General features: G+C 44.1%; 11 protein-coding genes. 4 read left to right on the top strand and 7 right to left on the bottom strand.

Features of this window, described 5'->3' with window-relative positions:
- Nucleotides 1-313: 313 nt before the first annotated feature.
- The gene (locus PG062_RS07645; protein ID WP_071699556.1) at nucleotides 314-649 is read left to right on the top strand and encodes a helix-turn-helix domain-containing protein; all 336 of its coding nucleotides are present in this window, start codon (nucleotides 314-316) and stop codon (nucleotides 647-649) included.
- A 140-nt stretch (nucleotides 650-789) separates the two neighbouring features.
- Nucleotides 790-1,305: an SLOG family protein gene (locus tag PG062_RS07650; RefSeq protein ID WP_270751820.1), complete on the top strand. Its 516-nt coding sequence runs from the start codon at nucleotides 790-792 to the stop codon at nucleotides 1,303-1,305.
- 271 nt (nucleotides 1,306-1,576) lie between these two features.
- On the opposite strand, the gene PG062_RS07655 is transcribed toward PG062_RS07650, so the two are convergent.
- Nucleotides 1,577-2,524, bottom strand: a complete 948-nt coding sequence (locus PG062_RS07655; protein ID WP_270751821.1) for a site-specific integrase — start codon at nucleotides 2,522-2,524, stop codon at nucleotides 1,577-1,579.
- Nucleotides 2,525-2,739: 215 nt separating this feature from the next.
- Here PG062_RS07655 and PG062_RS07660 point away from each other — a divergent pair, with 215 nt between their 5' ends.
- On the top strand, nucleotides 2,740-3,798 hold the full coding sequence (locus tag PG062_RS07660) for a restriction endonuclease subunit S (RefSeq protein WP_270751822.1): 1,059 nt from the start codon (nucleotides 2,740-2,742) through the stop codon (nucleotides 3,796-3,798).
- On the opposite strand, the gene PG062_RS07665 is transcribed toward PG062_RS07660, so the two are convergent.
- Nucleotides 3,791-4,849, bottom strand: a complete 1,059-nt coding sequence (locus PG062_RS07665; protein WP_270751823.1) for a restriction endonuclease subunit S — start codon at nucleotides 4,847-4,849, stop codon at nucleotides 3,791-3,793. The two genes, PG062_RS07660 and PG062_RS07665, sit on opposite strands and share 8 nt — an antisense overlap.
- Before the next feature lie 227 nt (nucleotides 4,850-5,076).
- Between PG062_RS07665 and PG062_RS07670 the strand changes: the two genes are divergently transcribed.
- A complete protein-coding gene (locus tag PG062_RS07670) occupies nucleotides 5,077-5,697 on the top strand; it encodes a restriction endonuclease subunit S (RefSeq protein WP_270751824.1) in 621 nt (206 codons plus the stop codon).
- Here PG062_RS07670 and PG062_RS07675 read toward each other — a convergent pair.
- The 5 genes from PG062_RS07675 to PG062_RS07695 form a co-directional block, all read right to left on the bottom strand.
- Nucleotides 5,690-6,880: a restriction endonuclease subunit S gene (locus PG062_RS07675; RefSeq protein WP_270751825.1), complete on the bottom strand. Its 1,191-nt coding sequence runs from the start codon at nucleotides 6,878-6,880 to the stop codon at nucleotides 5,690-5,692. The genes PG062_RS07670 and PG062_RS07675 overlap by 8 nt on opposite strands.
- 2 nt (nucleotides 6,881-6,882) lie before the next feature.
- Nucleotides 6,883-8,451, bottom strand: a complete 1,569-nt coding sequence (locus PG062_RS07680; RefSeq protein WP_270751826.1) for a type I restriction-modification system subunit M — start codon at nucleotides 8,449-8,451, stop codon at nucleotides 6,883-6,885.
- Between the two features lie 12 nt (nucleotides 8,452-8,463).
- The gene (locus PG062_RS07685; protein ID WP_117452828.1) at nucleotides 8,464-11,229 is read right to left on the bottom strand and encodes a type I restriction endonuclease subunit R; all 2,766 of its coding nucleotides are present in this window, start codon (nucleotides 11,227-11,229) and stop codon (nucleotides 8,464-8,466) included.
- Nucleotides 11,230-11,317: 88 nt separating this feature from the next.
- Complete coding sequence (locus PG062_RS07690; RefSeq protein WP_117461144.1) at nucleotides 11,318-12,736, bottom strand: NYN domain-containing protein; 1,419 nt, start codon at nucleotides 12,734-12,736, stop codon at nucleotides 11,318-11,320.
- Nucleotides 12,737-12,801: 65 nt separating this feature from the next.
- On the bottom strand, nucleotides 12,802-13,014 hold the full coding sequence (locus PG062_RS07695; protein ID WP_071699564.1) for a helix-turn-helix domain-containing protein: 213 nt from the start codon (nucleotides 13,012-13,014) through the stop codon (nucleotides 12,802-12,804).
- Between the last annotated feature and the right edge of the window lie 66 nt (nucleotides 13,015-13,080).

A 13,080-nucleotide genomic window follows, 5' to 3' on the forward strand; every position in this document is an offset into this window, starting at 1 on the left:
TCAAGGATTTCTCGTCCTATAAACGGCACAGAGAAGTTGCCCTGTATGTTTTCCTATCTAAGTGTTCCCAACCGAAAGTGTAGGAATAAAGGTCGATTTTCTACCTTCCTTTGAAGGCAACAAAGTAGCACAAAGAGCCTCTGTCGATGTCCAGTCGGGTGTCGGCAGAGGCTCTTTTTTTGTGTCTTTTCCTTGAATTTTACCGTAAAATCATTCGCTAATCCATAGTAACACCATTAGCGTTTCTGTATCACTATGGTTCTAATCCATATAATATTCATGAGCGATTTAGAAAAGGAACAGGTAAACGCCCATGATTGATAAACGAATAGGAAAGCGCGTTAAGCAAGCCCGTGAGCGTCTTGGTATTACACAAGAGGATCTTGCAGAAAAGACCGGCTTAACCACAAATTATATTTCCACCGTCGAGAGAGGGATGTCATTTCCGCGTTGCGAGAAGCTGATTATTTTGCTCAATGGCTTGGAGACATCCGCTGATTCAATTTTCTGCGATGTCTTAGAGCATAGCGGAGAGGCAAAAGCCTCAGAACTCTCAAAGAAAATTGCTGATCTTCCTCCCGAAGCGCAAAAGCGCATTTTGCAAATGGTTGAGTTGATGATCCAGCAAGAGAAGGATAACATGAAGTAAACTCATTGAAGGCTGCGTGATTTTTCACGCAGTTTTTTCTTTTGCCGACTTATTTCTACAAATTTCTTGATTTTCTATGCTATAATCTACGTATAAGCGATTTAGAAACACACGCTAATACATATAAGGAGATCAAGAATATGAAAAGTTGTGCCTTCACCGGACACCGACCTCAAAATTTACCCTTTGGCTTTCGTGAGGATGATGAACGCTGCACTGCGCTCAAAGAAACCCTAAAAAAACAAATTATCTCTTTGATTACAGATGAAAATGTCACCCACTTTATCTCTGGCATGGCTCTCGGCGTTGATATGTACGCTGCCGAGATCGTTCTGGAACTGAAGAAGACTTATCCAGACATTACGCTTGAGAGTGCTATACCGTGCGAAACACAGGCAGCCAAGTGGAATGCAGCAATGCGCGAAAGGTACTATGGCATTGCCGCTCAATGTGATAAAGAAACGCTTCTTCAAACGCACTATACTCCTGACTGCATGGACAAGCGCAATCGGTACATGGTAGATCACGCTGATTACATCATTGCTGTATGGGACGGCAAGCCCAGCGGTACAGGCAAGACAGTGATGTACGCCCAAAGCAAGGGGAAGGTAATCATCAAAGTCAATCCGGCAACACTCACGGTTGAACGGTTGTAAATGCCAAAAACGCCTCCGCAAATCAATCCTTGCTTAAATCGCATAATACATTTCCAAAATACAAACGCAGTACACGATTCCGCGATTGTGGAATCCGTGTACTGCGTTCATTTTTTTGTGCAGCCTTTCACAGATCAAGAAGAAGTCACTCTTTTTCGGAAAGTCGAATAGTGCCTCCTATGAACAGCACATCGAGTCAATGAATTTGAATCGCTGGAAACGGTTATTCGTTTCTGCTGCACTGTAAAAGCCGAGTCAGAACTGAATAAGATTACAGCAGATCGTTTAGTAAATTCATGCACTTGACCTTCTGTTGGAGGTTTGCACTTCCATAGACATTCAGCGTAAAGGACACATTTTTATGGCCGAGGATTTCAGAGAGCGACTTAATATCAAACTCCGGTATCTCAATCGCCCTGACCGCGAATGTGTGTCGGATCTCATGGAACTTCACCTTCTCCAATCCATTTCGTTTCAGAAAACGGGTGAAGAACTGCCGATAAGTACGAGGCTCTGTCGGCTTTGTTTTGCCGGTCAAGAAGTAGTGGTTAGGGTTATCCGTGTAGAACTTCTTGATAATGTTCATCAGAAGAGACGGAACAGGGATCGTCCTTGCAGAAGTTTTCGTTTTGGGCGGTCCGATGTGAAGATAGGATTTACCCTTCTTTTTGTCATAGATGCGCTGGACAGTCTTATTGATGCTGATTGTCTTATCCGTCAACGAGATGTCCTTCATCTGCAATCCGCAGAGTTCTCCAATGCGTACTCCGGTAAAAAGTGCAATGAGAATGCCAGCGGTCTTTCTGTTCAAGTTCATGTAGATGCACTGAATCAGCGCTTGCTCCTGATCTTTTGAGAGAGAAACAACCTTCTTAATGCCAAGTTCCTTCGGGTACTCGATGAGATCCCAGTTCAGCAGTGGAATTGCCCTTTCTTTGTACGCAAACTCCATTGACAGTCTGAGAACAAGGATCACATCCCGGATAGTCTTTACCGTTAGCCCTCCGGTCTTGTCCAACCTACCGGCATCATGGAGATACGAAATGTAGCTCTGGATGTCCGTTTCGGTGATGCTGCCGATCTTACGCTTGCCGAAGTATGGAATAAGATGATTTTCGGCAATCAGCGTAAAGCTGGCATGGGTTGACGGCGTGATCATTGGCTGCTTTTGATTTAGCCAAGTGTTCACAAGCGTCTTGAATTGTGTATTGTTAGTCATATTGACCACCTCCACGAACATTATCCGTTGGAGGGATAATCAGGGCAGTATATTCCTCAAGTAACGGTCTTGAGAAGCGTCCGAAACTCCGGTTCCCGGGCTTCGATGAGCCGTGGAAAGCTGAGAAACTTTCAGATTTTGCAGAGCGTGTCACACGGAAGAACACCAATAACGAAACGAGTCTGCCTCTCACAATTTCGTCCAAAGATGGGCTTGTGGATCAGATCAGCTACTTCAATAAGACCGTAGCCAGCAAAGACATGAGTGGCTACTATCTCTTGAAGAATGGTGAATATGCCTACAACAAGAGTTATTCAGTCGGGTACGATTTTGGCTCCGTCAAGCGTCTTGACCGCTATGATATGGGTGCGCTTTCTACACTCTACATTTGCTTTGCACTCAAGAAACACGATTCTGATTTTATAAAAGCCTACTTTGATTCACTCAAATGGTATCGTGAGATTTACATGATCTCTGCCGAAGGAGCAAGAAATCATGGGCTTTTGAATGTGCCAACCGATGAGTTCTTTGACACGAAACATTACATGCCGCAGGATTCAGCGGAACAGCGAAAAATCGCAGATTTTATGATTGCGTTAGAGCATCGAATAGAGGCACAGCAGTCCCTCGTGGACAACCTCAAGAAGTATAAAAGAGGTGTCGTTCGTACACTCTTATCCCCAAAACGTTGCAGCATCAAGAATGTTAAGTGGACAACATCAAGAATCGGTGACATCGGTACATTCATAAAGGGCGCACCTTTATCTAAGGCAGATATTTCTTTAGAGGGTACTCCGTTCATCTTGTATGGAGAGCTTTATACAACATATAGTGAGGTCATATCGAATGTTGTTCGTAAAACACAGGCATCGGCGGATAAACAGTATTACAGTCAAATTGGTGATGTTATAATTCCCACCTCCGGCGAAACACCGGAGGAAATATCCACAGCCTCTTGTGTAATGCTCCCAGACATTATTCTTGCCGGTGATCTCAACATCTATCGTTGCACTCAAGTAGATGGACGAATTATGAGTTACATCTTAAATCATGTGGTAAATGATAGAATTGCTCGTATAGCTCAAGGAAAGTCCGTTGTTCATGTTCAAGCGGCTGAAATATCCAAGATTGAAATAACTTATCCAGATCCGTTCTCTCAAAAGACAATCATAGCAATTTTAGCTGCAATTTCAGACCGGATAGATCAGAGCAACGCAGAACTTAGGCTGCTGCACGAGCTGCGCAAAGCACTATTGCAGAAATTATTTATATAAATAAGCGTTGGAGCAATCCTTTTTTGTACTCAATAAGGCGATCATAAGACGCTACATGAGATACTATAATACGATCAGTAGTTTCAAGAATGTCAACTGTCGCTTGCTGGTCATCCTTTGACGGGATCAGATAGCCGCTTTTTGCGATTGTTGACCACTCAGCACGGGGCATTTTCGTTCCAGAACTTACATTAGCTACTTTCATGAACGCCTCTGATTGAATCAGATAGAAAAGATATTTCGGGATCACGATGTCGGTTGGAATCAACGACCATATTTCTGATGAACATACGCACTCCTTCTGGACGAATGCGTACTTTCTCAAATACGGGCGGAGTTTGCCAAACATTACATCTCCGGGCTTGCAAACTGTTTTTATGCTGTTTTGATAGTCGGCACAGGTTGATCCGATGATGCGTCCTGTTTCCTGCTCAATATGCTCAAGTTCGATGCAGACGGCATGAGCATTGCATTTTGGATCGTATTTCTCGCTTCTACGCACTGCCAATTCAGAAAAAGCATAAAAGTCAGCAGTTGAAAACATGGACACATTTTGCGAGAACACGGCAGAAAGCAGACCTCTTTTATACTTCTTGAGGGCGACTACTAATGTGCGCTGATTTTCTATCCGTGCGTTCAAGCACTCCAAAAAGGCGGCAATCTTGTCCTGCTCATCTTTACACGGCAAATCGAATTTTGCAGCCTTCAAAGCCTCAAATGAGAGAACTACCTGACTTGTGCCAACTGCAAGTACTGACAGCTTTTTCTTTACACGCGGTGATGAATTAAGAAACTCTGCCATGAAGGTGCTATTTGCATTAGTAAATCTGAATACTGGATAAAACTTACTTACGATAGCCTTTTCACTTATGGTATTGATGTTAAATGCAAACTTCCCGTCATCGCTTCTGTTTCGATATGTGCAGTAACCAAAAGGTATAATGTTATACCCGTCTGTATCATGCCGCTGTTTAGAACCAAAATGATCTTCTTGTCTTTGAAGACCTTCGCGAGCGGATGTTAAAACTTCATAGTCATGTTCTCCGTACACCTTTTCTGAGTATGGCTCGATAATGCAGCCAAGAGAAGTCTGTCTCCAACAAGGGAAATGCGATCCATCTGTGTTTCTAAATGCTAATCTCGGACGCTTCTCAAGACCGTTACTTGAGGGCTATTTCAGCAATTAAATAGGGGCTTGTAGCAAAGGTAAATCCCTTGCGGTAGCAGAGATATTCCGCTACTGCAAGGGATTTTTTCGGTCATATAGCTCTATTCTGCTTGCTTGATCAGAAGTATAAAAGAGGTGTCGTTGATGGGATATTCAGCAGAAAGCTAAATTTTTCATATCCGCAAACATGGGCAGAGTTGGAAATATCTGAGCTATTTATGCCAATCTCTGATAAGGGATATTCAGACAAAATTGTCTTAACCATTGTGCAGGGAGAAGGTACAATGCCCCGTGACAGTGTAGATAGAAGAATTGCTTACGATAAATCAACGATTTCGTCTTACAAGCGAGTATTGCCAAATGACTTTATACTTCATTTACGCTCGTTTGAGGGTGGGCTGGAAATTGTGAACGAAGAGGGCGTTGTAAGTCCCGCATATACGATTTTGAGAGCAAGGAATGAAATTATTCCGTTGTTCTTCTATACTTTCTTTAGATCTTACTGGTTCATCAACAGCAAACTTCGCATTTCTGTCGAAGGAATACGCGATGGCAAATCAATAAATATGAACACATTTTGGCATATTAAAGTCCCTGTGCCGTCTATTGAAGAACAACGCCATATTTCTGCACTCATCTCTTCTATTGACAATAGAATCAAGATTGCTGAGTTTGAATATAAACGATTGTTGCAGATTCGCGTTGGCTTGATGCAGCAACTCTTTATATAAAAAGTTGTTGCAATAGCGATGTCCGAACCTGTAACAGTGCTTGCAGCTTTTCATCCTCACATTTGCAATGTTCATCAAAAACGGACAAGCACTCAGCAATTTTATCCTGTTCAGATATAGGAGGCATAGTAACAGCGATCTCTGAAAACTGAGGAAACTTTAGATTCCATGTGTCAGATGTAAGTCCCTGTGAATACTTTTGGAATGTCTGCACCAGTGGACTATATTTGAAGTAGTATGCCCAGAATGTCATGTTATGCAGATCTGGTCGGATTGGCGTAACTATTGTATAGGCTGGACTCACAATTCCGTTATATGGAGATACTCCACTCGCGCCTTGCCACATTCGCATGGTGTTGTATGCAATATCTCCTATATAAACACATTTGTAATTGCTCTTGTCATCGCTTGAGTTATCTTTCAGATCAATTTCGTCTCTCCGTTGCACACCGTTGCTGATTGTTACCGCCAACAGAGTCTCATTTCCTTTTGCTCGTTCTGTCCTTTCTTTGAATATGTGACCGAGCTTAACCGTTTTCCACTCTCCGGAAGTATCAAACGCTTTCTTCTGTGCAATCAGTTGAGAAAGCAATCCTCTTTTATACTTCTTGAGGGATTCAACCAACCGCGATTGAGCGGCTATTCTTTCATCAAGGACACTGAACATTTCTGATACTTTGTCCTGCTCAGAAACAGAGGGAATCTGTACCTTTATCGTTTCTATCTGAGGGTATTTCAAATTCCATGTGTCCGATGTCATTCCTTGGGAGTTCTTCCTGAACTCATTGATCAGGTTCGCGCTTTTGAAGAGTGCCGCAAAATATCCATTGTTAATCTCTTGCTTGGGCATAAGAACGGTATATGCAGGACTTACAATACCGTCGCACGGAGAAATACCGTTTGCGCCTTGCCACATTCGCATGGAATTGTAGACCATATCACCCTTGCGGACGATCTTATAATTGCTTTTGTCCTCGCTGGAATTGTCCTTTCCTTCTATCTCGGAACGGGGCTTGACACCATCGTTCATTGTAACAGACAGTAATTCCATGTCGGATGCTCCGCGCTGACTTCGCTCTGCATAGATGTCACCAATGCGGCACTGTTTGTATGGCTCATCGAAGCCCGGAAACCGAAGTTTCGGACGCTTCTCAAGACCGTTACTTGAGGATACATTTGCCATAATTATTTGCCCTCCACATCAAAGGGAAAATCAAGTCCCAGCTCATTGAAAAACGGTTTCAGTTGTGCGTCGATGCCTTTGATCTCAGCCTGAATATTGCGGATTTCTGCTGCAACAGCATTGAGGTCAATTTCCTCTTCCGGCTCAAAGGTATCAACATAGCGAGGAATGTTAAGATTGAATCCGTTCTCTTCAATCTCCTGCATAGTGGCAACATGGGCGTACTTATCGACATCCACACGATGCTCGTAGGTTTCGACGATCTTATCAATGTCGCACTCACGGAGGATGTTCTGATTCTTTCCGGCTTCAAAGTCGTTGGACGCATCAATGAAGAGAATGTTATCAGAGTTGCCGTTGCGCTCCCTCTTGAGTACAAGAACACATACCGGAATGCCCGTGCCAAAGAAAAGGTTTGCAGGAAGACCGATAACAGCGTCCAGCACATTCAGCTTTTGGATCAGGTGCTTACGGATCACTTCTTCGGCTGCGCCCCGAAATAGAACGCCGTGAGGCAGCAGAACAACGGCTCGTCCGTCTTCGTCCATGTGGTAAACCATGTGCTGCACAAAAGCAAAGTCAGCCTTGCTCTTAGGCGCAAGTTTGCCGTATTCATTGAAACGCTCGTCCTCCATGAAGTGCATATCAGCAGACCAATTTGCAGAATACGGAGGATTTGCAACCTGAACACGGAACTTCATATCTCCGAAGTAGTCATGCTCAAGCGTATCGCCATTGTAGATATTGAAGTTACGATACGGGATGCCGCGAAGGATCATGTTCATTCGGGCAAGGTTATAGGTGGTCGATGTCAATTCCTGACCGTAGTAGTTACGCACATTTGCATAGTTCTTGAGGCGTAGAAGCAGAGAGCCGGAACCGCAAGTCGGATCGGCTGCGTCCTTAACATCGGTCAAGCCAAGACAAGCAAGGCGGCACAGCAGCTCGGCAGGACCCGAAGGCGTATAGAACTCACCGGCTTTCTTACCGGCTGTGGCAGCGAACTGACCGATCAGATACTCGTAGGCATTACCCAACACATCAATCTTCGTGTCATCCACGCTGAAATTGATCTCGTCCAGCGAAGCAATGATTTTCGCCATGACAGCACTTCTATCTTTAACGGTATGCCCCAGCTTCGTAGAATCAAGCTGCATATCGGAGAACAATCCGTCAAAGTCTTCCTGCGAATCGTTGCCGATAGTGGATTCCATCAGAGCGTTGATTGCTTTCTGCAAGAACTCAATGTCGAAGGAACGGTTCTCAACCATCTTGACCATCTTGCGGAACAAATACTCCGGTTCGATGATGTAGCCAAGGTCACGCAGAGCTTCTTCTACGATGGCAGCCTTGTATTCTTCGTCATTCCAAGCATCCTCGTAGCTGATATTATCGTCTTTGAGAAGATTAACCATGTACTTCTCGGTCTTGTCGGAGAGGTAGTAATAGAAGATCATGCCCAAGATATAGTTCTTGAACTCGTATGCCTCCATGTTACCTCTCAGGGCATTTGCCATCGCCCATAGTTTGTTGCAAAGCTCTTTCTGGTGAGCCTGAATAGAATTATCCATTGTTCTCTCTCCTTATTGGTATTTCTCAGTGTGCTGCCGGATAAATTCGACGATCCGGTTGACCAAAGACCTCTTCTTGAGCAGCGGCATGGGCTTCTCAATACGGTCACGGATGTTTCCTGCATCCATTGTGCCGGAGAACTCATACTCAGAAATGATGTCCGTCAGCATGGAGGAATCAATATCCTCAGTCTTTGCGAAAGCAACGATCTCTTCTCGTTTTGCTTCATTTTCAAAGTCGTTGTATGCAGCGTCAATCTCATCCGCACTTTCAAGTCCAACAACGACACGATCCAAGAACGCTTGAAGAATTTCAACCTTGCGAAGCAACTGCGGATTATCCGTCCTGCTCAATTCTTCCTTGATGTGCTTGATGTCGTAGTCCTTCTGCTTCTTGTCATCAAAGTGGATGTTGCGGATCAAGTTCATGATATAGGCAACATTGATGCGGTCACTCTCCATGATCTCAATGCAGAAGTCCACATCATTCAGGACAGATACGACTTCTCGATCAGTTTTTTGCCGGGAGTAAAGCATCAGATACTTGCTCTTGTAGTCCTGATACTCCTGCTCGGACATGATGAGTGCATCCTGATCAAAGCTGAACTCAATGAATGTCTGCAAAGATTGGAGGTATTTTGTCAGCTCACGGAAAGTGATGACAAACTTCTTCTGGTCATCCTCGCTCTGCATGGTATCGACGGACTCAGGGTAGAGTGCCACTTCCTTGAGCTTCATAACCATTTCATTGAACTTCTCAACAAAATACTGATAGCCCGGAACGACAATGCCGGAGGTGTCCTGACTCTTGGAGAAGAGCGTCAGCGCATCATCTGTCCGTTTCTTGAGGTTGCGGTAGCAAATGATGATACCAAACGGTTTGGTTTCTTTCTCGACACGGTTCGTGCGAGAATAGGCTTGCAGCAAATCATGATACTTCAAATCCTTGTCCACATACAGCACAGAGAGCTGCTTGCTGTCAAAACCGGTCAGGAACATATTTACGACAATGAGAATGTCCAGAGACTTCGTTTTCTTGCCTTTGACACGATCTGAAATATCCTTGTGATACGCAGAGAAGGTGTCGGTAGAGAAATTCGTGCCGTACATCTCGTTATAGTCCTTGATGATACGCTCCAAGGCATCCCGGCTATGCTCGTCCTTGCCCTCAGCATCTTCGTTCTGCCCATAGGAAAAGATACCGCTGATGTTCAGATCGTGTTTGATCTTCTTGAAGATGTCATAATATTTGACCAGAGCTTCAATGGAGGAAACAGCAAAGATAGCCGTGTACTGACCATTTCTCGTTTTGGCTTTGTGGTTCTGGACGATGTGGTTTGCAATGAGGGACATTCTCTCATCAGACATATAGAGTTCGCCAACATCAATCGCGTCAGCCAATGTCGGATCGTCCCAGTCAAAATCGCCTTCCATCGTCTTTATGTACTCAATATGGAATCCGAGGACATTGTTATCGAAGATGGCGTCCTTGATCAGATAGTTATGCAAACATTCCCCAAACAGCATTTCGGTGGTCTGTGTGATTTTGCCCTCCGTCTTTCCGTTCACTTCAAAACGGGGCGTACCGGTAAAGCCAAAGAACTGCGCTTTCTTGAAATGCCGAACAATATCCTTGTGCATGTCTCCGAACTGGCTGCGGTGGCATTCATCAATGATGAAGACAACCTTTTCGTCACGATATGCGTCCATTACCTTTTCGTATTGAGGACGCTTAACGGCATTTGCCATCTTCTGCATCGTCGTGACAATGAGCTGCCGGTTCTTATCCTTCATTTGCCGCACAAGAATGTCTGTGCGATCTGTGACATCAACAGAGCCAGCCTCAAACTTGTTAAACTCTTCGGTGGTCTGAGAGTCCAAGTCCTTACGGTCAACAAGGAAGATAACCTTCTTGATGTTCGGATTGGCTGCGAGGATTTGAGCTGTCTTAAAGGATGTCAGCGTCTTTCCTGCACCGGTGGTATGCCAGATATAGGCGTTGCGATTTGTGAGCGTAGCCTGCCTTATAAGGGCTTCTACGGCATACACCTGATAGGGGCGCATAACCATCAGAATCTTATCCGTATCGTTCAGAATGGTATAGCGTGTCAGCATCTTGATGATGTGATCCCTTGCCAGAAAAGAGATTGAGAAGTCCTTCAGGTTGGTAATACGGATGTTGTTGAAATCCGTCCAGAAGAAGGCGAGGCTATACATCAAGTCCCTGTCGGAGTTGGCAAAGTATTTGGTATCAACGCCGTTGGAGACAATGAAAAGCTGAATGAAGTGATATAGTCCGTTATAGGAGTGCTTCTTATAGCGCATGACCTGATTGACTGCTTCTCGAATGTCAATCCCCCTGCGCTTTAACTCGACCTGAATCAACGGCAAGCCATTCACAAGAATCGTTACATCATAGCGGTTGACATACTTGCCTACAACCGTTGTCTGATGTGTAACTTGGAAGATATTCTTGGTGTGATCCTGATCGAAGAAGGAAAGGTAAACCTTCGTCCCGTCCTCACGCTCAAGGACAAACTTGTCTCTCAGAATTTTTGCGCTCTGGAACACGGACTTTCCAAGCATGAGGTTAAAGATACGCTCCCACTCTTTATCGGTGATAGGCGTATCAAGTTTGGGCGCATTGAAGGCTTCAAACTGAACTTTGAAGTTCTCCACCAATGCGTCATAATCAGGAATATCGACTGTGCTGTATTCCTGCTTGTTTAGCTGCTCTATGAATTGTTGCTCAAGAGCCGCTTCGCTCTGGTATGCCATATCTTCATCTCCAATACTTGAGGATCATTTTTGGTTGCCAACCGATCCTCATTTTATTCTATCACGGCTACTGTCCGATATAACGGACTCATTTTCGTCTTATTTCCAATGTCACATCGCCATTATCCGCAATGGACATTTGCATCGTTTTCAAATACTTGTCCACAAACTGTTTCTGTTCCGAAGAACTCATTTCAATTCGAGTCGCTCTTAACGCCTCTGTGAACATCTCGTAGATATTCAGCCGCACCGCCTGATCTATGTAATGATACATCTCTTTGAACAGGGCGCCGATCTTAATATCCTCTGCATTGCCGGAGTAGAAGTCATCAATGTAGCAATAGAATATACCGGCATTGACAAGTGCGTTCTTCAAATCCGGTCCGCAGTTTTCGCGCTCTATCATGACAAGGAACCGAGCCTCCGGTAAAGAAGAAATCAGTCCCCAATAGTCGGAGTCGCTGGACACCAAAATAAAGGAATCCACATTGTTTTTGTAATGCTCCTGACAAGTTCGGGCAATCAGCATCACATCGACCAGAGACTTGTTCTGCTTTACCCGTTCGGTCATCATGTGTTCGACCGGGATGTGGGTAAAACTATCCAGAATACGCCAAGCAGATGCACTATGCACATCATCAAACAGGATGATGGATGCTATCTTCTGTGTGTACTGATAGTCAAGATTCTTGAGCGTAGCGCAGAGCTTGTACGGATCAGAGTTTTCACAATCTACCACTACGACAACCTTTTCGCTGCTACCAATAAACTCGTAGATGCTTCCTTTAATGTAACTTCCAGCATCAGAAACTTTACTGTACTCTGTAAAGTAGTCACCGTTCATTTGATAAAGCAGCGTCACGAATTTTTTATCGTTATAGAGCAGATTACCGACATCCTCCGGTTCCCAGTTTATATACATCTGGTAAGGATAAAAGAGCAAGTGAGCGTAATAAATATCTGCTGCTGCTTTTGTCCCTTCCTCTTTCAAGCCATCTGGCATGAGAAAGAGGTTTTTTACATACAGCCAATTCAGCCAAAGAGGAAATAGCTTCTTGCAATTATTGATCCGATCAGAAATCAGCTTGTTTATCTCAACGATATGCTGACTTAGCTTCGTGCTGGACTTCTTTATAAAACTAATGCCATCCGCATTTAGTTGTTGAAGGCTATCCTGCGGCACGTATTCCGGCATACTGCTGATTGAGAGATAACTAAACTTCATGCGCTCGTTGATATGCTTGAAGTTTCTTTCAATCGCTGTCCTTATGATACACAAATGACGGATTATCCGTGCCGTTTTGTCTGCATCAAGTTTTTCGTATATCTCTATTTTGGGTGCTTCATGCTCATTATCAAAAATTCGTTTCGGAACACCAATCAAATATGCAACCTTAGAAACAATTTCATAGGTGCTGTCTTTGTAGGTGACTCGATCATCTGTGGGAAACGCCTCCGCTTCAACGAGGGCATTTTTCTCAGTCACAGCATTCTCAAGGACATCCATATATGCTCCTTTCGCTGAGGTATTTTTCTCTACCTATAACAAAATAGCCGCACGAAAACTCGGACCTACTTCTTGCCCGTTCGCACAGCTTCACATATATCTCCAATGTCACAATTCAAATAGTCGCAAATGCGCAGCAGAACAGAGAGAGCTACATCCTCGTTCTTATTGAGCTTACTCATCGTGCCAGGAGACAGCTCTATATCCTTGCGTAAAGTTGATTTTGGGATCTCTCTTTCGATGAGCATGACCCATAATTTCTTATAGCTTATCTTCATAAAAGCACCTCTCTCAAACGCTTATAGTGAGACTCATTATATTATACACCAAACGCTTCAAATTTT

It is taken from the genome of Gemmiger qucibialis (genome assembly GCF_027689445.1).
GTDB classification, from domain to species: domain Bacteria; phylum Bacillota; class Clostridia; order Oscillospirales; family Ruminococcaceae; genus Gemmiger; species Gemmiger qucibialis.

Coding starts and splice junctions, on each gene's coding strand:
- PG062_RS07690 (WP_117461144.1), bottom strand. CDS start 12,736: ATGGATGTCCTTGAGAATGCTGTGACTGAGAAAAATGCCCTCGTTGAA.
- PG062_RS07675 (WP_270751825.1), bottom strand. CDS start 6,880: ATGGCAAATGTATCCTCAAGTAACGGTCTTGAGAAGCGTCCGAAACTT.
- PG062_RS07650 (WP_270751820.1), top strand. CDS start 790: ATGAAAAGTTGTGCCTTCACCGGACACCGACCTCAAAATTTACCCTTT.
- PG062_RS07655 (WP_270751821.1), bottom strand. CDS start 2,524: ATGACTAACAATACACAATTCAAGACGCTTGTGAACACTTGGCTAAAT.
- PG062_RS07645 (WP_071699556.1), top strand. CDS start 314: ATGATTGATAAACGAATAGGAAAGCGCGTTAAGCAAGCCCGTGAGCGT.
- PG062_RS07680 (WP_270751826.1), bottom strand. CDS start 8,451: ATGGATAATTCTATTCAGGCTCACCAGAAAGAGCTTTGCAACAAACTA.
- PG062_RS07685 (WP_117452828.1), bottom strand. CDS start 11,229: ATGGCATACCAGAGCGAAGCGGCTCTTGAGCAACAATTCATAGAGCAG.
- PG062_RS07695 (WP_071699564.1), bottom strand. CDS start 13,014: ATGAAGATAAGCTATAAGAAATTATGGGTCATGCTCATCGAAAGAGAG.